At 61.0% G+C, this 19,047-nt stretch carries 17 protein-coding genes; 12 read left to right on the forward strand and 5 right to left on the reverse strand.

The features are described from left to right. Nucleotides 1-35 precede the first annotated feature (35 nt). The 3 genes from WN982_RS09720 (at nucleotide 36) to WN982_RS09730 (ending at nucleotide 3,265) form a co-directional block, all read left to right on the forward strand. Complete coding sequence (locus WN982_RS09720) at nucleotides 36-1,142, forward strand: ABC transporter permease (protein ID WP_341315478.1); 1,107 nt, start codon at nucleotides 36-38, stop codon at nucleotides 1,140-1,142. 19 nt (nucleotides 1,143-1,161) lie between these two features. Next, nucleotides 1,162-2,091 (forward strand): ABC transporter permease, encoded by a 930-nt coding sequence (locus WN982_RS09725; RefSeq protein WP_341315479.1) that lies wholly within the window; start codon nucleotides 1,162-1,164, stop codon nucleotides 2,089-2,091. 79 nt (nucleotides 2,092-2,170) lie between these two features. Beyond that, nucleotides 2,171-3,265 carry a BMP family ABC transporter substrate-binding protein gene (locus WN982_RS09730; protein WP_341315480.1) on the forward strand — a complete coding sequence of 365 codons (1,095 nt, stop codon included), beginning with the start codon at nucleotides 2,171-2,173 and terminating at the stop codon, nucleotides 3,263-3,265. 149 nt (nucleotides 3,266-3,414) lie between these two features. Here WN982_RS09730 and WN982_RS09735 read toward each other — a convergent pair whose 3' ends face one another. Further along, nucleotides 3,415-3,621: a dodecin gene (locus tag WN982_RS09735; RefSeq protein WP_341315481.1), complete on the reverse strand. Its 207-nt coding sequence runs from the start codon at nucleotides 3,619-3,621 to the stop codon at nucleotides 3,415-3,417. Nucleotides 3,622-3,803: 182 nt separating this feature from the next. On the opposite strand from WN982_RS09735, the gene WN982_RS09740 reads away from it, so the two are divergent. The 4 genes from WN982_RS09740 to WN982_RS09755 all read left to right on the forward strand — a co-directional run bounded on the left by WN982_RS09740 (nucleotide 3,804) and on the right by WN982_RS09755 (nucleotide 9,266). Next, nucleotides 3,804-4,697: an NAD(P)-dependent oxidoreductase gene (locus tag WN982_RS09740; protein ID WP_341315482.1), complete on the forward strand. Its 894-nt coding sequence runs from the start codon at nucleotides 3,804-3,806 to the stop codon at nucleotides 4,695-4,697. Nucleotides 4,698-4,813: 116 nt separating this feature from the next. Next, nucleotides 4,814-6,382 carry an ABC-F family ATPase gene (locus WN982_RS09745; protein ID WP_341315483.1) on the forward strand — a complete coding sequence of 523 codons (1,569 nt, stop codon included), beginning with the start codon at nucleotides 4,814-4,816 and terminating at the stop codon, nucleotides 6,380-6,382. Between the two features lie 966 nt (nucleotides 6,383-7,348). Further along, complete coding sequence (locus WN982_RS09750; protein ID WP_341315484.1) at nucleotides 7,349-8,539, forward strand: nitronate monooxygenase family protein; 1,191 nt, start codon at nucleotides 7,349-7,351, stop codon at nucleotides 8,537-8,539. Nucleotides 8,540-8,609: 70 nt separating this feature from the next. Further along, a complete protein-coding gene (locus tag WN982_RS09755) occupies nucleotides 8,610-9,266 on the forward strand; it encodes an OmpW family outer membrane protein (RefSeq protein ID WP_341315485.1) in 657 nt (218 codons plus the stop codon). 105 nt (nucleotides 9,267-9,371) lie between these two features. Here the strand turns inward: WN982_RS09755 and WN982_RS09760 are convergent, their stop codons facing one another. Further along, nucleotides 9,372-9,575, reverse strand: a complete 204-nt coding sequence (locus WN982_RS09760; RefSeq protein WP_341315486.1) for a DUF1289 domain-containing protein — start codon at nucleotides 9,573-9,575, stop codon at nucleotides 9,372-9,374. Nucleotides 9,576-9,837: 262 nt separating this feature from the next. Further along, a complete protein-coding gene (locus WN982_RS09765) occupies nucleotides 9,838-10,074 on the reverse strand; it encodes a hypothetical protein (RefSeq protein ID WP_341315487.1) in 237 nt (78 codons plus the stop codon). Nucleotides 10,075-10,347: 273 nt separating this feature from the next. On the opposite strand from WN982_RS09765, the gene WN982_RS09770 reads away from it, so the two are divergent. The 4 genes from WN982_RS09770 (at nucleotide 10,348) to WN982_RS09785 (ending at nucleotide 14,455) form a co-directional block, all read left to right on the forward strand. After that, nucleotides 10,348-11,448 carry a polyamine ABC transporter substrate-binding protein gene (locus WN982_RS09770; RefSeq protein ID WP_341315488.1) on the forward strand — a complete coding sequence of 367 codons (1,101 nt, stop codon included), beginning with the start codon at nucleotides 10,348-10,350 and terminating at the stop codon, nucleotides 11,446-11,448. A 96-nt stretch (nucleotides 11,449-11,544) separates the two neighbouring features. Then, a complete protein-coding gene (potA, locus tag WN982_RS09775; protein WP_341315489.1) occupies nucleotides 11,545-12,711 on the forward strand; it encodes a polyamine ABC transporter ATP-binding protein in 1,167 nt (388 codons plus the stop codon). Further along, a complete protein-coding gene (locus tag WN982_RS09780; RefSeq protein ID WP_341315490.1) occupies nucleotides 12,708-13,637 on the forward strand; it encodes an ABC transporter permease subunit in 930 nt (309 codons plus the stop codon). Before potA ends, WN982_RS09780 begins: the two co-directional genes overlap by 4 nt. After that, on the forward strand, nucleotides 13,637-14,455 hold the full coding sequence (locus tag WN982_RS09785) for an ABC transporter permease subunit (RefSeq protein WP_341315491.1): 819 nt from the start codon (nucleotides 13,637-13,639) through the stop codon (nucleotides 14,453-14,455). Before WN982_RS09780 ends, WN982_RS09785 begins: the two co-directional genes overlap by 1 nt. A gap of 878 nt (nucleotides 14,456-15,333) precedes the next feature. On the opposite strand, the gene WN982_RS09790 is transcribed toward WN982_RS09785, so the two are convergent. Continuing rightward, nucleotides 15,334-16,734 carry a methyl-accepting chemotaxis protein gene (locus tag WN982_RS09790; RefSeq protein WP_341315492.1) on the reverse strand — a complete coding sequence of 467 codons (1,401 nt, stop codon included), beginning with the start codon at nucleotides 16,732-16,734 and terminating at the stop codon, nucleotides 15,334-15,336. Nucleotides 16,735-17,193: 459 nt separating this feature from the next. Between WN982_RS09790 and WN982_RS09795 the strand changes: the two genes are divergently transcribed. Beyond that, nucleotides 17,194-17,964 (forward strand): class I SAM-dependent methyltransferase, encoded by a 771-nt coding sequence (locus WN982_RS09795; protein WP_341315493.1) that lies wholly within the window; start codon nucleotides 17,194-17,196, stop codon nucleotides 17,962-17,964. A 74-nt stretch (nucleotides 17,965-18,038) separates the two neighbouring features. Here WN982_RS09795 and WN982_RS09800 read toward each other — a convergent pair whose 3' ends face one another. Continuing rightward, nucleotides 18,039-19,046 (reverse strand): alpha/beta fold hydrolase, encoded by a 1,008-nt coding sequence (locus WN982_RS09800; protein ID WP_341315494.1) that lies wholly within the window; start codon nucleotides 19,044-19,046, stop codon nucleotides 18,039-18,041. Nucleotide 19,047: the final 1 nt, after the last annotated feature.

Genomic DNA, 19,047 nt, shown 5'->3' on the forward strand with positions numbered 1-19,047 from the left:
TTAAAAACCAGAACCAGACAAATCACACGCTACCCATGATTCTTCCGTATCGACTCGAAGCACGCACGACGCCCTCGCGCACGATGCAGATCGCTGTGCCGCTGATTGCCGCGTTGCTCACGCTCGTGATCGGCTTCCTGATCTTCAGCCTCGTCGGCCGTGATCCATTGCAGGCGATGCATGCATTTTTCATCGAGCCGCTCGCGAGCGTGAACGGCTGGTCCGAACTGCTGCTGAAGGCGTCGCCTTTGTGCCTGATCGGCCTTGGCCTCGCGATCGGTTATCGCGCGAACGTCTGGAACATCGGCGCTGAAGGGCAGATGCTGCTCGGCGGCATCGCCGCGAGCGGCGTCGCGATCTATTTCGATCAGGCCACCGGCTGGTGGATCCTGCCGACCATGATGATCGCCGGTGTGCTCGGCGGGATGGTGTGGGCGGCGATTCCGGCGCTGCTGAAGAGCCGCTTCAACACCAACGAGATTCTCGTCAGCCTGATGCTCACGTACGTGGCCACGCAGTTGCTGATCTATCTGGTGAGCGGCCCGTGGCGCGATCCGCAAGGCATGAACTTTCCGCTCTCGGAGATGTTCAGCGGCGACGCGCTGTACCCGACGTTCGCCGGCGACTGGCATTGGAAATGGCTGCGCGGCACGCGTCTGAACGCGTCGGTGTTCGTCACGCTGATCGCGATTCCGCTCGTGTGGCTGTTCATGCGCAAGAGCTTTGCCGGCTACCGGATGAACGTCGGCGGCCTCGCGCCGCTCGCCGCGCGCTACGCCGGTTTCTCCGACAAGAAAACCATCTGGACGTCGCTGCTGATCAGCGGCGCTCTGGCGGGCCTCGCCGGCATGGGTGAGATCGCCGGCCCGATCGGTCAGCTGCAGGCGACGTGGTCGCCGGGCTATGGCTTCACCGCGATCATCGTCGTGTTCGTCGGGCGGCTGCATCCGATCGGCATCGTGCTCGCAAGCCTGCTGATGGCGCTGCTGTACCTCGGCGGCGAAGCGGTGCAGACCTCGATGCAATTGCCGCAGGCGCTTTCCGGCGTGTTCCAGGGGCTGTTGCTGTTTTGCCTGCTGGGCGCCGACCTGTTCGTGAACTACCGCGTGCGCCGCCGTTCGTTGGCCGCGCAGGCCCACTGATTTTTCCCGCCTGATCTCCATGGATATTCAACAAGCCAGCGCGCTCACTTCGAGCGCCGTTACCGCCGCGATTCCGCTGATGTTCGCGGGCGCAGGCGAACTCGTCACCGAGAAGTCGGGCGTTCTCAACCTCGGCGTCGAAGGGATGATGCTGATGGGCGCGGTCACCGGCTACGCGGTCACCGCGATTACCGGCAACCCTTGGCTCGGCGTGGTCGCCGCGATCGGCGCGGGTCTCGCGATGTCGCTGCTGTTCGCGTTTCTCACACTCACGATGCTCGCCAACCAGGTCGCCACCGGCCTGTCGCTGACGATCTTCGGCATCGGCCTCTCAGCATATGTCGGCAAGCCGTACACGTCGGCAGCCGTGCGCGCGACGATCGACACGTGGACGATTCCGGGTCTCTCGAAGATTCCGGTGCTCGGCCCCGCGCTTTTCAGCCTCACGCCGCTCGACTACCTCGCGTTCCTGATGTTCGCCGTGATCGGCTGGTTCCTGTACCGCACGCGTGCGGGCCTTGTGCTGCGCTCGGTCGGCGAATCGCCGCAAGTCGCGCACTCGGTCGGCTTTCCAGTGGTCGGCGTGCGCTATGGCGCGGTGGCGTTCGGCGGCGGCATGGCAGGGCTCGCGGGTGGTTATTACTCGATCGTCAACCTGCACCTGTGGCAGGAGCAACTCACGTCGGGCCGCGGCTGGATCGCGCTCGCACTGGTGGTGTTCGCGACATGGCGCCCGGGGCGTCTGCTGATCGGCGCGCTGCTGTTCGGCGCGGTGACCGGCTTGCAGTTCTACGCGCAGGCGATCGGCGTGCCGGTGCCGACGCAATTCCTCGCGATGCTGCCGTATGTCGCGACCGTCGTCGTGCTGGTGCTGATTTCGCGCAATCCGAACACGATCCGCCTGAATGCGCCCGCATCGCTCGGCAAGCCGTTTTTCTCGGCAGGCTGACGCGGTTGACCCCGTCGACCGACCACACGTTTCACATCATTTGATAAACACGCATTCGATAGACACGACAGGAGAAAACATGAAGAGAAGAAATCTGCTGACCGCCTTTGCATGGGGCGCGGCCTCGCTGGCGCTCGCCGCGCCGCTTGCGCAAACCGCACAGGCCGCCGACGCACCGGGCGTCGCGTTCGTCTACCTCGGCAACCCGGGCGATGCCGGCTGGACCTTCGCGCACGACCAGGGTTCGAAGGAAGCTGAAGCGAAGTTCGGCAGCAAGATCAAGATCACCCGCATCGAGAACGTGCCGGAATCGGCCGACTCCGAGCGCGTGTTCCGCGATCTGGCGAACAAGGGCAACAAGATCATCATCGGTTCGAGCTTCGGCTATCAGGACTTCGAACTGAAGGTCGCGAAAGACTTCCCGGACACGGTGTTCCTGCACGCAACCGGCTACAAGAAGGCGCCGAACTTCGGCACCTATGACGTGCGCATGTATCAGGGCGCGTATCTGGCCGGCGTCGCCGCGGGCTACGTGACGAAGACCAATACGCTCGGCTTCGTCGCATCGGTGCCGATCCCTGAAGTGATCCGCAACATCAACGCGTACACGCTGGGCGCGCGTTCGGTGAATCCGAAGGTGCACACCAAGGTCATCTGGATCAACAGCTGGTTCGATCCGGGTAAGGAAAAGCAGGCCGCTGAAACGCTGATCGGGCAGGGCGCCGACGTGCTGCTGCAAAACACCGATTCGAGCGCGACGCTCGCGACCGCTTCGGAGAAGCACGTGCACGCGTTCGGCTGGGATTCGGACATGAAGAAGTTCGGTCCTGACGCGCACCTCGGCTCGGTGGTCGCGCACTGGGGCGTGTATTACAACGCGGCGATCCAGCAGGTGCTGGACGGCAAGTGGAAGAACGACCCGGTGTGGTGGGGCATTCCGCAAAAGGCCGTCAATCTTGAAGACCTGAACACGTCGGCAATTCCGGCCGACGCGCAGAAACAGGTGGCGGCGAAGCGCGATGAACTGGCGGGCGGCAAGTGGGACGTGTTCACCGGCCCGCTCAAGGATCAAGGCGGCGCGGTCAAGGTGCCCGCCGGCAAGACGCTGACCGATCCGGAATTGCAGCGCCTGAACTGGTATGTGGAAGGCGTGGACGGTTCGCTGCCGAAGTAACGCAGGTTCGCGATGATCGACCGGGTCGCGAACGACCAGGCCGCGGTTTCAGCAACCGCTGCTTTAAGGAGCTGCGTCCAGTACGGACGCAGCTTTTTTTGGGGCTTCAGTTTTGCTTTGAATTCCGCTCGGGTTGAGCGCGCAACGCCCTAGTCGATGCGCAAGCCGACCTTGATGGTGACCTGCCAGTAGGCGACCTTGTCGTTTTCGATCTGGCCCCGCGTTTCCGTCACCTCGAACCAGTGCAAATTGCGCAGCGTCTTCGATGCTTTTGAAATCGCGGTGCTGATGGCGTCGTCGATCGACGTGGTCGATGAACCGGTCAGTTCAATTTGTTTGTAGACGTGGTCTGACATGAACTTCCTCCTTTGATCTTCGTTGGTGTGCAAAAAGTATAGGCAATGGAACGGGGCTGGCGTCCGGCGCGTAAGCGAGCTGAGTGCGTCATGCCGCAGATCGTGTGCCCGATATGCCGGCGGCAGGCGCGGCCGCTATCATGTCTGCGCAAACTCAACCTGAAACCTGACGAGGCTCGAAAGTGGAACTTGGTTTTTGCGGTCCCGGTTTGATGGGCGCGCCGATGATCCGGCATTTGCTGCGCGCAGGGCATACCGTGCATGTCTGGAACCGCACGCGGGCCAAAGCGGAAGCGCTGCTGGCGGACGGCGCTCAGGTCGTCGCTACGCCGCTTGATCTGGCTGCGCGCTGCGAAGCGGTGCTGTTGTGCGTCGCGGATGCGGCAGCGGTCGAAGCGGTGGTGTTCGGTGACGCGGGGCTGCTCAGCGCCGGCGCACCGGGCCGGGTGCGCTGGATTGTCGATCACTCCAGCATCCCGCCGGCGGCGACGCGCGCGCTCGCGCAGCGTGCGGCGGCGGTTGCGGGCGAGGGCGCTGGCGTCGGCTGGATCGATGCGCCGGTGTCGGGCGGGGTGGCGGGCGCCGCGGCTGGCACGCTGGCGGTCATGGCCGGCGGCGCCGCGGCGGATGTCGAGGCTGTCAGGCCGGTGCTCGGCGCGTACGCGGCCCGTGTCACGCATATGGGGGAGGTCGGAGCGGGTCAGACCACCAAACTCTGCAATCAGACCATCGTCACCGCGACGCTGGCGGCGATCGCCGAAGCGGTGAGTCTTGCGCAACGCAGCGGCATCGACGCCGCGAAACTGATCGAGGGTCTCGCGGGTGGTTGGGCCGATTCGGTGCTGTTGCAGATTTTCGTGCCGCGCATGACGCAAAACGGGCTCGCGCCGATCGGCGCGTTTCGCACGTTCCAGAAGGATATCGACACGGTTGCGGCCACCGCTTACGAAACCGGGACGCCGATGCCGGTGTCTTCGACGGTCCAGCAACTGTTGCGCCTCGGCGCGGCAATGGGCCTCGCCGAGGCCGATCTGTCGGCTTTCATCGACGTTTTGCAGACGCCACGCGGCGGCTAAAGCCGGATGGTAGGCGCGCGTGCGGGTTGGTTTCGCGATAACCTGCTAAAATGTTCGGTTTTTCGCCGATATCACATTCAAAGGGACGCGCCGTGCTGTCTACCGCCAATATCACCATGCAATTCGGGCCAAAGCCCCTCTTCGAGAACATCTCGGTCAAATTCGGGGAAGGGAACCGCTATGGCCTGATCGGTGCGAACGGCTGCGGTAAGTCCACCTTCATGAAGATCCTCGGTAGCGATCTGGAGCCGAGCTCGGGCAACGTGATGCTCGAGCCGAACGTGCGTCTCGGTAAGTTGCGCCAGGATCAGTTCGCGTACGAAGACGTGCGCGTGCTCGACGTCGTGATGATGGGCCACACCGAAATGTGGGCCGCGATGACCGAGCGCGACGCGATCTACGCGAACCCCGACGCGACCGACGACGACTACATGCATGCCGCCGAACTCGAAGCGAAGTTCGCCGAGTACGACGGCTACACCGCCGAAGCGCGCGCGGGCGAACTGCTGCTCGGCATCGGCATCGCGATCGAAGACCACAACGGTCCGATGAGCAACGTCGCGCCGGGCTGGAAACTGCGTGTGCTGCTTGCGCAGGCGCTGTTCTCGAAGCCGGACGTGCTGCTGCTGGACGAGCCGACCAACAACCTGGACATCAACTCGATCCGTTGGCTGGAAGACGTGCTCAACCAGTACAACTCGACGATGATCATCATCTCGCACGATCGACATTTCCTGAACCAGGTCTGCACGCACATGGCGGACATGGACTTCGGCACGCTGAAGATCTATCCGGGCAATTACGACGACTACATGCTGGCCAGCACGCAGGCGCGCGAGCGTCAGCAGAACGCCAACGCGAAGGCGAAGGAGCGCGTCGCCGACCTGCAGGACTTCGTGCGCCGCTTCTCGGCCAACAAGTCGAAGGCGCGTCAGGCCACCAGCCGTCTGAAGATGATCGACAAGATCAAGATCGAGGAATTCAAGCCGTCGTCGCGGCAGAACCCGTTCATTCGCTTCGAGTACGAGAAGAAGCTGCACAACATCGCGGTGGTCGCCGACAGGATTTCGAAGAAGTACGAGCGCCAGATCTTCAACGATTTCAGCATCAGCGTGCAGCCGGGCGAGCGTATCGCGATCATCGGCGAGAACGGTGCGGGTAAGACCACGCTGCTGCGCTCGCTGCTTGGCAAGCTCACGCTCGATCACGGCACGGTGAAGTGGGCCGAAAACGCGAATGTCGGTTACATGCCGCAGGATACGTACGAAGAGTTTCCGAGCGACGTCACGCTGATGGACTGGATCGACGGCTATCGCAAGGAAGGCGACGACGAGCAGATGGTGCGCGGCACGCTCGGCCGGCTGCTGTTCAATGCCGACGACATCCGCAAGTCTGTGAAGGTGCTGTCGGGCGGCGAGAAGGGCCGCATGATCTGGGGCAAGCTGATGCTGGGCCGCCACAACGTGCTGCTGATGGACGAGCCGACCAACCACATGGACATGGAGTCGATCGAGTCGCTGCAGATCGCGCTTGATAAGTACGAGGGAACGTTGATTTTCGTGTCCCATGATCGTGAGTTTGTGAGCGGGTTGGCGAACCGGATTATTGAAGTGCGTACGGACGGGACGTTGAATGACTTCGGTGGTAACTATGAAGACTTCCTGTTGAGTCAAGGCGTGCAGTAAGCTGTTCGTTGCCTCACTTTTTTGTCGCAAAGCCTGCTTCTTTGAAGTGGGCTTTTTTTTATGGCGTGGCGTTGTTTGGTTGTACGCCTGCGGTGGTGGCCTTTCCTTGATTTGTTAGTGGTCTATTAGCGTCGCCCCTGTGCGGGGCAGGCACTTACTTTCTTTGCCGCCGCAAAGAAAGTAAGCAAAGAAAGCGGCTTCACACCGCTAACGTTTAAGCGGGTCCCCTGGCTTGGAGGAGACAGTGGAGCATCTGGAATCAGTGTTCTCGCGCATTCCGCGCTGGTGACAAGGCAGTCATACTTCCGGCGACGCTGCGCGCGCCGACGCGGTACTTCATAAAACCGCTAGCCGTTTCTTGCGTTCAGCGCACTTCCAAAACCACCAGCCAATTTTGGCGCCTCGCCGAGGCGTAGCCGATGGCCCCCACCGCGCGCAAACGAAGTCACTGGTTTCCCTTGCAAACCGTTCCGGCGAGCACGCAGTGCGAGGTGGGAAGGATGATGCCGAAGGCGCGCACGCCCCATCGGTTTTGAGAAGTACCGCCACGGCGCGCGTAGCGCCGCCGGAAGTATGACTGCCTTGTCACCAGCGCGGAGTGCGCGAGAACACCGATTCCAGATGCTCCACTACCTCCTCCAAGCCAGGGGACCCGCTTAAGAATTAGCGGTGTGAAGCCGCTTTCTTTGCTTACTTTCTTTGCGGCGGCAAAGAAAGTAAGTGCCTGCCCCGCACAGGGGCGACGCTAATAAACCACTAAGAAATCAAGGAAAGGCCACCACCGCAGGCACACAGCCAAAAAGCGCCGCGCAGGCAAAAAAACAAAAAAACCTCACTACGAAGTGACCAACATCAACTAACCAAACCGAAAACCAAACCCGCAACCCAACCCCTTGACCCAAAGCAACGCAAGCCGCGCGTAACGACCGATTATCACCGTTTCGATAATCCACCCAGCGGATCACTATGCTTACCTCTCACTCCTTCCCACCTCTAATCATCCGCGGCCGCGCTCTACTGCCGATTGTGCAAGGCGGCATGGGCGTGGGCATCTCAGCTCACCGGCTCGCCGGCAGCGTCGCTCGCGAGGGCGCACTCGGCACCATCGCCAGCATCGACCTGCGCCATCACCACCACGATCTGATCGAACTCTGCCGTCAAACCCCAGACCGGGCCACCCTGGAACAAGCCAACCTCACCGCGCTAGCCCGCGAAATCCACTCCGCCAAAGCGATCAGCGAAGGTCGCGGGATGATCGCCGTCAACGTGATGAAAGCCGTCAACGCGCAAGCAGACTACGTGCGCGTCGCCTGTGAAAACGGTGCCGACGCGATCGTGATGGGGGCGGGTCTGCCGCTCGATTTGCCCGACATGACCGAAGGCCACGATATTGCATTGATTCCCATCCTGTCGGACAGCCGCGGCATTGCGCTGGTGCTGAAAAAGTGGATGAAAAAAGGCCGTCTGCCAGACGCCGTCGTGATCGAACATCCGGCCCACGCAGGCGGCCACCTTGGCGTGACCAACCTCGCTGACCTGCACGACCAGCGCTTCGACTTTTTTCGCATCATCGAAGAACTCGATGCGGTATTCACGTCGCTCGGCCTGGATCGCAAAGACGTACCGTTGATCGTCGCGGGTGGCATCAATAGCCACGAAGCCGTGCGTGAGCTGTTGAACGCAGGCGCAAGCGGCGCGCAACTCGGCACGCCGTTCGCCGTCACCGAAGAAGGCGATGCGCATCCTGACTTCAAGCGCGTGCTGGCAGACGCAACGCCCGATGACATCGTCGAGTTTGTCAGCGTCACGGGACTGCCCGCGCGCGCCGTGAAAACGCCCTGGTTGATGCGCTATCTGCGCAACGAAACAAAAATTCGCGAGAAGATCGGCGCGCTCAAACATGTCTGTCCGACAGCACTCGAATGCCTGAGCGTCTGTGGCATGCGCGACGGTATCGAGAAATTCGGCCACTTCTGCATCGATACGCGACTGGCCGCGGCGTTGCGCGGCGACGTGGCCAATGGTCTGTTCTTCCGCGGCCGCGAAGCATTGCCGTTCGGCACCGCGATTCGCAGCGTGCACGATCTGATCGAATTGCTGTTGACCGGTGTGACGCGACCGGCAGTCGCAGGGCGGCGGGCATTTTCGCTTGGTTGATACGCGTCAACGCGCACGCTGGCGAGACCTTCGACAATCCCCGCAGGCAAACAAACACTCGGGGAAGAACATGAAGCACTCGCTCAGGAACAGAATCAAGGCCGCCGCCGTCGCGTCGAGCCTGCTATGCGCGGGCGCTCTGGCTCAGCAAGCGCACGCCGCCGGCGACGACCAGATGAGCGGCATTCACGCCGGCGACGTACTGGTGCGTCTGCGGGCGATCAGCATCATACCGAACGTGACGACCAACCAATCGCTGTCGGCGCTGAACGTGGGCGTCAACAACGCCATCGTGCCGGAACTGGATCTGACGTACATGATCCGCGATTACCTCGGCGTCGAGCTAATTCTGGGCACGTCGCGCCATCAGCTCACGTCGAGCCTCGGCAATCTCGGTGGCGTGAACGTTCTGCCACCCACGCTGCTGCTGCAATATCACTTCAATCACGCCGGGCGTATCCGTCCGTATGTCGGTGCGGGTATCAATTACACGTATTTCTATAACAATGGCCTGAACGCCGGCGGCCAGCCGATCTCGATCACGAATCACAGCTTCGGCCCGGCGTTGCAAGCCGGCGTCGACGTGCAGGTGACCAAGTCGCTGTTCGTCAACGCGGACATCAAGAAGATCTGGATGCACACGGATGCATCGCTCGGCGGTCAGTCGCTCGGCCGACTGAGTATCGATCCGGTGGTGGTCGGTCTGGGTGTCGGTATGCGGTTCTGATTGCAGCCTCTTCGGCTCAGCGCTCAAAAAAGCGAAAACGCCGGGAGCTCCCGGCGTTTTTTATTGCAAGCGCTTATTGCAAGCGCGACCCGGGCCGAGCAGCGGTTACAGCTTGTCGTACTTGAAGCGCATTGCCGTGCCGTCCTGCTCGATGCGGACCCACACAGCGTGCTTTTCCTCGTCGCTGAGGAACACCCAATTGGACACTTCAGCCGCGGTGCGGCCGCAGCCTTTGCAGACCTCGTCGAAGAGCGTGGAGCAGACGCCGATGCACGGGCTGTCGGGAAGATCGTGGAGATTCGAAGCCATCGGAAACCTTGGGGCGGGAAGCGGAGATCCGCCATGTTAACCGATGTAGCGCGTGCGCCTCGCGGACGCATGAGGTAGCCCGGCAAGCGCCGCCCTGGGCGCCGGCATTCGCCTCGGACAGCGCGAGCAGCCGCGAACGCGGAAGTACAACCGGTATGGCGGCGCATCGACCGGCGTCGCATGTCATCGGGAGATACTAAGAGAATGCTTACAAAACGGCTTCATTCGCGAATAGACCGAGCTGTTCAAACAAAAAAGTGCTTCAACCGCCGAATCCCAATTGCCACAACGGTGGCCACAACAGCGCGCCGTTCAATACGACAAGGAACGCGTCGGACAGCCCGGCCAGCACGAGCGGCAGGCCGCGCATGCGCCAGCCGCGCATCTGGCGGGCGTCCGGCGTCTGGCGAATCAACGGCATGATCGCAAGCGGCAATTGCAGGGTCCGCCCTACCTGGCTTGCAGCCAGCAGTTGATGGGAGCCGTGCTGTTCAACCAAAGTGCAAACTGCGGGTGTAACGTGACAACGACACAACACCGCGACGGACACTAGCGTTTTTTTCGGGTAGACACGGGCCGATAACCCGCTAAAATTGCGCCCATTTTGTTGCGGCGCGGCTTACGCTGTGCTGTTTGCGCGACAGCCTGGCATTTTTTTTGAAGCGCGCAATAATTAATGGTAGTTTTCGGGTTTTTCAGGGGAGCCGTGCGTGCTGTATCGCGGCGTGAATGAGGAAGAGGCCGGCTCGGCCGGTCAGAATCGGAGAACGGAATGAAAAAACGAGTAGTGGGGCAAGTGGCGGCGCTGGTCTTGTGTGCGACGCCTTGGTTGACGGCCGCTGCGAAAGACACGCAGCTAAACGTGTATAACTGGTCCGATTACATTGCCAAGGACACCATTCCGAACTTCACCAAGCAGACCGGCGTCCAGGTCAAATACGACAACTACGACAGCGACGATACGCTGCAAGCCAAGCTCCTTACCGGCAATTCCGGCTACGACATCGTCGTGCCGACCAGCAATTACGCCGGCAAGCAGATCACCGCGGGCATCTTCGCGCCGCTCGACAAATCGAAGCTGCCGAACCTGAAATACCTCGACCCGTCGCTCATGGCGCTGGTGGCCGGCGCCGACCCGGGCAACAAGTACACGGTGCCCTGGGCGTACGGTACGACCGGCCTCGGCTACAACGTCACCAAGGCGCAGCAGATCCTCGGCAAGAACGTGCCGCTCGACAACTGGGACGTCCTCTTCAAGCCGGAAAACATTTCGAAGCTGAAAGCCTGCGGCGTGTCCGTGCTCGACGCACCGGACCAGATGTTCGCCGCCGCGCTGCACTATATCGGCAAGGATCCGATGAGCACGAATCCGGCCGACTACCGCGCCGCGCTTAACATGATGAAGAAGATCCGCCCGTACATTACCCAGTTCAACTCGTCGGGCTATATCAACGACCTGGTCGGCGGCGACGTGTGCTTCGCGTACGGCTGGTCGGGTGACGTCGTGATCGCCAAGCATCGCGCGGTCGAAGCGAAGAAGGCCTACAAGATCGAGTACTACATTCCGAAGGGCGGCGCGCCGGTGTGGTTCGACGTGATGGCGATTCCGAAGGACGCCAAGAACAAGGAAGCCGCGCTCGAGTGGATCAACTACATCGAAACGCCGCAGGTGCACGCCGCGATCACCAACGCCGTCTACTATCCGAGCACCAACCTCGAGGCGCGCAAGTACGTGGACAAGGACGTGGCGAACGACCCGGCCGTGTATCCGTCGCCTGACGTCATCAAGACCTTGTTCCTGCTGAAGCCCCTGCCGCCGGAAATCCAGCGGCTGCAAACGCGGCTGTGGACTGAATTCAAGTCCGGCCGCTGAACCTGCGGCCATTGTGAACGGGTAAGTATCATCATGAAGCCCTCGGTGTCCACCGGGGGCTTTGTTCGTCAAACGCCGGAGTGAAGCAGCATTATGATGAGTAGCGACCAGTTGGGCGCGCTGGCAGGGGCCGGCTTGCGGTCCCCGGGCCTCAGCGCCGTTGCCGAAGACGCAGCGGAAAACTTCGTCCAGATCGTCGATGTCGTGAAGAAATTCGGCGAGACCGTGGCGGTCAAGCAGGTCAATCTGTCGGTGAAAAAGGGCGAGTTGTTCGCGCTGCTCGGCAGCTCCGGCTGTGGCAAATCGACCTTGCTGCGGATGCTGGCCGGTCTCGAGAGCGTGACCTCGGGCAAGATCCTGATCGACGGTGAAGATCTCGCGCAGTTGCCGCCATACCGGCGGCCGATCAACATGATGTTCCAGTCGTATGCGCTGTTCCCGCACATGACGGTCGAGGCTAACGTTGCCTTCGGTCTCAAGCAGGAAGGCGTGCCGAAAGCCGAAATGAAAGAGCGCGTGCAGAACGCGCTCGAACTCGTGCAGATGGGCCGCTTCGCCAAGCGCAAGCCGCATCAGCTCTCCGGCGGGCAGCAGCAGCGTGCCGCGCTCGCGCGCTCGCTGGTCAAGCGGCCGAAGCTGCTGTTGCTCGACGAGCCGATGTCCGCACTCGACAAACAGATTCGTCAGCGTACGCAGATCGAACTGGTCAACATTCTCGACAAGGTCGGTGTGACCTGCATCATGGTGACGCACGATCAGGAAGAGGCCATGACGATGGCTGGGCGCCTCGCCGTGATGAGCGAAGGCGAGATCGTGCAGCTCGGCACGCCGCACGAAGTCTACGAATATCCTAACAGCCGCTTTTCGGCCGAGTTCATTGGCTCGACCAATCTGTTCGAAGGCAACGTCGTCGAAGACGAACCCGATCACGTGTTCGTCGAAACGCCCGATCTGCCGAGCCGCCTCTACGTGAGCCACGGCATTACCGGTCCGCTCGGCATGCCGGTGACGATCTCGGTGCGGCCCGAGCGCATCTCGCTTACGCGCAAGCCGCCTGAAGGCGCGTACAACTGGGGTAAGGGCGTCGTCACGAATATCGCGTACATGGGTGGCTATTCGCTGTATCACGTGAAGCTCGAGGCCGGTAAAACGGTGATCGCGAATGTCACGAGTCTCGCATTGAGCGAGATCGATCCGCCCACCTGGGGCGACGAAGTGTATGTGCGCTGGAGCGCATCGGCCGGCGTGGTGCTGACATCATGAAGCGCTCGATGAGCTCTCTGGCATCGTGGCCGGTGCGGCGTTTCAACCTGACCGGCCGTACTGCGGTAGTGGCCGGGCCGTTCGTCTGGCTGCTGCTGTTTTTCCTCGTACCTTTCCTGCTGGTCGTGAAGATCAGCTTCGCCGATCTGCAGCTCGGCATTCCGCCTTATACGGAACTGACGACCTATACGGACGGCGTGGTTCACGTCGCGCTCGATCTTTCGCACTACGCGTTTCTGCTGACCGACAGCCTGTATTTCGCGACTTACGTGAATTCGGTGGTGGTGGCGGCGGTATCGACCTTGCTCTGTTTGTTGATCGGCTATCCGATGGCGTACTACATCGCGCGATCGAATCCGGCGAGCCGCAATCTGTTGATGATGGCGGTGATGCTGCCGTTCTGGACGTCGTTTCTGATTCGCGTGTATGCGTGGATCGGGATTCTGAAGAACAACGGTTTGCTGAACAACTTCCTGATGTCGACCGGGCTGATTCATACGCCCATCGAGCTGTATCACACGAATGCGGCGGTTTATATCGGCATGGTGTATTCGTACCTGCCGTTCCTCGTGATGCCGCTGTACGCGCACCTGGTGAAGATGGACATGACCTTGCTGGAAGCCGCCTACGACCTCGGCGCGAAGCCGTGGAAGGCGTTCTGGCAGATCACGTTGCCGCTGTCGAAGAACGGCATCATCGCCGGGTGCCTGCTGGTGTTCATTCCGGCGGTGGGCGAGTACGTGATTCCTGAATTGCTGGGCGGCGCGAACACGCTGATGATTGGCCGTGTGATGTGGAATGAGTTTTTCGACAATGCCGATTGGCCGATGGCGTCTGCCGTGACGTGCGCGATGGTGTTGTTGTTATTGGTGCCGATGGCGTTTTTCCAGTACTCGCAGGCCAAGGCGATGGAGGAAGGGCGCTGATGAAGCCGAACCGGATTTTGCAGTTCATCGCATTGGGGATTGGATTTTTGTTTCTGTATGTGCCGATCGTGAGTCTGGTTGTGTATTCGTTCAACGAGTCGCAGCTGGTCACGGTGTGGACGCGGTTTTCTACGCGGTGGTATGCCGCGTTGTTGCAGGATGGTGAGTTGATTGCTGCCGCGTGGTTGTCGTTGCGCGTTGCGTTGTTGACGGCGTTTGCGTCGGTTGTGATCGGCACATGGGCTGGGTTTGTGCTCGCGCGGATGGGGCGATTTCGAGGGTTCACGCTCTATACCGGGATGATCAATGCGCCGCTGGTGATTCCCGAGGTGATTCAGGGGATTTCGCTGTTGCTGTTGTTCATCGAAATGGCCAAGTGGCTGGGATGGCCCGCCGGGCGTGGCATTTTCACGATCTGGATCGGACACGTGATGTTGTGTATTTCTTATGTGGCCATCATTGTTCAGTCCCGCGTGAAGGAGTTGCATCCTTCTCTTGAAGAAGCTGCGCTTGATCTTGGGGCTACGCCGGTTAGGGTGTTTTTCTCTATTACGTTGCCGTTGATTTCGCAGGCTCTCGTGTCTGGGTGGTTGTTGTCTTTTACTTTGTCTATCGACGATCTGGTGTTGTCGGCGTTTTTGTCCGGACCTGGGTCGACTACTTTGCCGCTGGTCGTGTTTTCTCGCGTTCGGCTTGGGTTGAATCCTGAGATGAATGCTCTCGCTACCCTGTTTATTGCCGTTGTCACGGTTGGGGTGGTGGTGGGGAATTATTTTATGCAGAGGGCGGAGAGGAAGCGGGCTGTTATGGCGGTGTAAGTTTTTTTGCCTTTTGCGGCGGCATGCTTGTGTGCCTACGGCGTTGGCCTTTCCTTGATTTGATATTGGTTTATTAGCGTTCCCCCTGTGCGGGGGGGCACCTACTTTTCTTTGCCTGCCGCAAAGAAAGTAGGCAAAAGAAAGCGGCTCAAACCGCTAGCTTTTAAGCGGGTCCCCCGGCTTGGAGGAGGCAGTGGAGCATCTGGAATCGGTGTTCTCGCACATTCGGCGCTCGTGACAAGGCAGTCATACTTCCGGCGGCGCTGCGCGCGCCGCAGCGGTACTTCATAAAACCGTCGGGTCCGTTGGGTGCTTCCGGCGCCAGCGATCGTTCAAGCGTAACGGCTTGCCTTTGCTGCGCTAGCGTAACTCGCGGCTGCGCTCCTTTGCTCCGTTGGCGTAACTCGTGGCTGCGTTTCGTTCGGCGAAGTGGCCCGCACTTCCACAATTCAACGTCTCGCCGAGGCGCAGCCGATGGCCCCCACCAAACCAAAACGAAGCCCCTGGTTTGCCTGACAGACCGTTCAGGCGAGCACGCAGTGCGAGGCTGGAAGGATGATGCCGGAGGCGCCAATCTGCTATCGGTGTTGGGAAGTACCGCTACGGCGCGCGCAGCGTCGCCGGAAGCATGACTGCCTTGTCACCGAGGCTGAATGTGCGAGAACACCGATTCCAGATGCTCCACTGCCTCCTCCAAGCCAGGGGACCCGCTTAAGAGCTAGCGGTTTGAGCCGCTTTCTTTTGCCTACTTTTCTTTGCGGCAGGCAAAGAAAAGTAGGTGCCCCCGCACAGGGGCGACGCTAATAAACCAATATCAAATCAAGGAAAGGCCAACGCCGCAGGCAAACAAGCATGCCGCCGCAAAAGGCAAAAAAAGCTTAAACCTTATAACCAATCCGAACCCCACCCCAATGCCGTCCGGCAACAAAAACGGGCGACGCATCCTTCATCAAAACAAACTCGCCACCGCCCATATCGCGCCTGTAAGTCTGCAATAAAAACTTTTTAACATGAGAAGCAGCAGCAATCCCGGTACGATCATCGAACATCCGTCGATTCCGGCAGTTAGCCATATTCCAGACCACATCCTCGCGCTGCGGCAAAGAAAACTTCAGATTATGCGTAGGCAGATAGCCGCGCACATCGACAGCCGCACAAAACGCGACCCGCGGATCGAGCCCGAGCAAAGGCTCCTGAATCGCCGGCAAAACCCGATCGGTAAAGGCAGTAAACCTGGTAATGAACTGAGCAGGATTGCTCCCAACTACCGGGACATAATTCTGATCGAACAAGTCCTCGATCGACACCTCACCTCGCGCAACAGCGGCCTGGAATAACTTGCCCACCGCAGCCGCGGCCTGCTGCACAGCTTCGATAAACCGCGTGTCCGCCGTCTCCACACCGGTCGCAGCAGTCAATTCGATCAACGTCTCGGAAACACTAAGCAAATTCCCCAGCCGATCCTTCGCCTGCACGAAGTTCTCGCTCGAATTCTCGACGCCCGTCGCCATCTCCAGCACCTGCGCCTCGAGTCCGTCGCATTGCGTCTCGATCTCGCCAGTCAACATGGCAATCTGCCCAGCTTCGTTGTTGAGCTGCGCAATCGCATCGCCCGTCGCATGCACGACGTCGCCGATCTTGCGTGTGCCCTCGCGTACCCGGTGCGCCCGCGCTGTGTTCACCGAACCTTCGCTGATCAACTGCTCGGTCTGCCGGGTCAGCTGCGCCAGCGTCGTCTCGATCTGGCCGGTCGCCTGCGCGGTCTTCGCCGACAGGTTCTTCACTTCGGCCGCCACCACCGCGAAACTCTTGCCGGAATCGCCGGCGCGCGCGGCTTCGATCGCAGCGTTCAGCGCAAGCAGATGCGTTTGGCGGGCAATCAGCGAAATCTCCTCGGAGACGCTGCTCACATGCGCAAGCGCGCTGCGCAGCGCGCCGATCTGGCTCTCGATCACTGTTACGCCTTCAACGAGCCCGTGGATGTCGGCCAGCGACGCTTCCAGCGTCTGCTGCGACTCCTGCACGCCGGTCGCGGCTTCAGCCGACACGCTACGCATTTCGCGCGCAGCGGCGGCAATGCGGTGGTTGCCCGCGAGCGTTTGAGCGGCGGACTCGCGCAGCGTGCGGCATACCTGTGCCTGACGCTGCACGCGCGCGGCGACTTCTTCGACGTGGCCCGATACGTCGCAGATTTCAATGCCCAGTTTGCCCGCTTGCGCGGCTATGTCGCCGACCACCGTCTGCGAACGGCCGACGCGGCGAAAGCTGAAGCGCGTCATGTACGTCTCCTTGATGGCGCGGTTAGCACAGTCAATTAGCACGGTCATCCGGCACGGATGCCGCGTCTTCTCGATGTGTTTACGGCAAACTTGCAAACGACTTGATACGGGGTATCCCGCGGTCGTTATGATGTGGGATTCGGCAGGGCGCAGGCGTGGCCCGGTGCCGCAGTACAAGTGCGAGACGACCGACACCGGCACGGCCCCGCACATCGCTGCCCCGGCCCCAAACGTTCCCCGCAGCCATCTTTCTCTCACCGGCGACCCATGATCGACTCCTTCGCCCGCGTCTCGGGCTGGCAGCAGCTCTACCATCTGTGGGAGCTGATCGTAACGCTCTGCAAATTTTTCTGGGGCCTGCTGCGCTTGCTCGGCGGCGGGTGAAAGCGCATCGTCATGCACCGGCCGTTCAACTCGGGTAACGTAAAACCCTCCCCAAAGCTCGCACAGGACGCGCCCATGAGCGATTCGACCCAGCGTTTCACCGACCGTGTCGCGGACTACGTCAAGTACCGGCCGAGCTATCCGCGCGAAGTCGTGACGTTCCTGCACGACACCTGCGGGGTTGCGCCTCACGCTCTGGTGGCCGATATCGGCGCCGGCACAGGCATCTCAGCGAAGCTGTTTCTCGAGGCAGGCCATCCGGTGATCGCGGTCGAACCGAATCAGGCGATGCGCGAGGCATCGGACGTGTGGCTCGCGGGGTGGGGCAAGTTCCGCAGTGTAGCGGGCACCGCGGAAGCGACTACGCTCGACGACGCCAGCGTCGAGTTCGTGATCGCCGCCCAGGCCTTCCACTGGTTCGATCACGCAGTGGTGAGCCGCGAGTTTGCACGCATCCTGAAGCCGAAGGGTCTGGTCGCGCTGTTCTGGAACAGCCGCCTGCTGGAGGGCACGCCGTTTCTGGTCGGCTTCGAGGCGCTGCTGAAAAAGTACGGCGTCGACTACACGGCTGTGTCGGAGCGCTATGGCGACGACGAATCGATGGCTGCATGGTTCGGCGACGGCTTCGCGTACAAGGCGAGCTTCCCGAACCGGCAACAACTGGACTTTGAAGGCCTGAAGGGGCGCTTGATGTCGTCGTCGTATGCGCCGAAAGCGGGGCATACGAACTATGAGCCGATGATGGTCGCGCTGCGCGAACTGTTCGACAGCACCGCACAAAACGGCACGGTCGACTTCGCCTACGCGACCCGTGTTTATGTCGGCTACCCCAACTCCAACGGGTGATGGTTCAACGCGCCGCGTGCGACTGACGCACGCGGCGATGCGTCTGTTGTTTCAGGCAGATCCAGAACGCCGCATCAAACCGGCGAGCGGCTCGCGCTTGCTGTAGCCGCAGTGGCCGCGGCCCTCGTGGCACTGGCTCCGAGAAACGCGCGCAGATCGGCCATCACACGCTCGGACGCTTCTTCCATCGGGATGTGGCCGAGCTCTGGATACATCACCGACCTGGCGCCCGGAATACGGCTCGCGAACTCCGCCGCGTGCGCGGGCGGAATCCAGCGGTCCTTCGCACCCCACAGCACCAGCGACGGCACGTCGAGCGTCTTCAGCACGTCGGTATCGACATCCTTGAAATCGAGCGTCGGCACCATTTTGCCGATCGCCGCGCGCGTGCCTTCGCCGTGGAAAAATTCGATGTAACGCCGCAGCGTCGCCGTGTCGAGCCGGCGCGGATCGCCATACACGTTGCGCACCGCGCTCTTGATAATGGCTTCGGGCAGCCACCACGGCGAACTGATTCGTACCAGCGCGCTGTTGAAAAGACCGATGTAAATCGGCAGCTTCATCGGAAACCCGGCCGAGTCGATCAACACCAGCCGTTCGACGGCCTCGCGATGGCGCGCCGCGTAGTCCCACGAAATCAGGCCGCCCAGCGAGTTGCCGATCAGCGTCGCGCGCGAGATGCCGAGCGCCTGCATGAACGTGTCGATGAAGCGCCGGTAGGTCGGCAGATTCATCGTTTCGATCTCGCCCGAGCTCGAGCGCAGCGGGCCTGTCACGCCGAACGGCGGCAGATCGAGGCGGATCACGCGATGAGCGCCCTTGAGTTCGTCGGCTACGCGATTCCACGTATGCAGCGAAGACGCGAAACCGTGAATCATCACGATCGTGTCGCCGCTGCCTTCATCGACGTAGTGCACGTCGGCGCCCATGATCTTGACGAACTTCGAACCGCTTTGCGTATAGCGCCGCTGCAATTCGGCGCGCGGCACGCTGGTGATGCCGAGACGCGCGGCGAGCGAGCGCCGCCGCAGCGGCGCAGATGCGGCGGACGTAGCAGATGTAGCAGGTTCCAGGCTTGCCATA

The organism is Paraburkholderia sp. IMGN_8 (genome assembly GCF_038050405.1).
Taxonomy (GTDB): Bacteria; Pseudomonadota; Gammaproteobacteria; order Burkholderiales; family Burkholderiaceae; genus Paraburkholderia.